Annotated in this window: 2 protein-coding genes; one reads left to right on the top strand and one right to left on the bottom strand. The window is 47.6% G+C overall.

Going from position 1 to position 616, the window contains the following annotated elements; all coding sequences use genetic code 11:
* The first annotated feature begins 81 nt into the window (after nt 1-81).
* Nucleotides 82-288: a hypothetical protein gene (locus A3751_RS22050; RefSeq protein WP_156492191.1), complete on the top strand. Its 207-nt coding sequence runs from the start codon at nt 82-84 to the stop codon at nt 286-288.
* Nucleotides 289-372: 84 nt separating this feature from the next.
* On the opposite strand, the gene A3751_RS01910 is transcribed toward A3751_RS22050, so the two are convergent.
* Nucleotides 373-616 (bottom strand): PEP-CTERM sorting domain-containing protein (locus tag A3751_RS01910; protein ID WP_156492190.1); only part of this gene is annotated, 244 nt, incomplete at its 5' end.

Here is a 616-nt window from a genome sequence, read left to right as displayed (position 1 = left end):
TCTTTCAGAGGAGTGGTCTACAACGTTATGTTGGGGCTTAAAGAGGTGACCGGTAAGCGGGTGTCGCCAGGCTTGTAGGTCTTGAATATAGATATACAGAGCTGCTCTGTTCAGTCAGAGCTTGCGTGCTATGACTTACTAGCAGGAAGTGGTAAGCGGACTGACTATAAATCAAAAATAGCGTCCAAAGGGCCTGAGCTGGTGTCTCACCAGATATTGCTGCGTTGGTTGCCGCGCATGGTTTACAGCTTGTATGACTGGCTACAGAAAATAAAAAAGGGTGCTTAAGCACCCTTTTTGGATTCTGGAACATAGGCCGGAATGACATTGTGTCGTCATCCTGAACTTGGTTCAGGATCCAATCACTAGCTCTTATGCTTTACGACGACGCGCAGCACCAATACCTGCAAGGCCAAGGCCCATTAGCGCTAGAGTAGTCGGCTCTGGAATGGCTAGCGTATCAATGTAAAACTGATGATGCTCACCTTTTTGAGGATCGAGTCGCAAGCTAAACATGTCGGTGTAGAAAACATTGGTTGTGTCGTCTAGCAAAGCCCACGCACCGCCATCTACGCTCACATCAATCTCGTGATCTGAACCATGGATGTTGTGATTA

This window comes from Oleiphilus sp. HI0080, assembly GCF_001635135.1.
The sequence above is the reverse complement of the archived record's forward strand: the minus strand, read 5'-3'. Positions and strand labels throughout refer to the sequence as shown.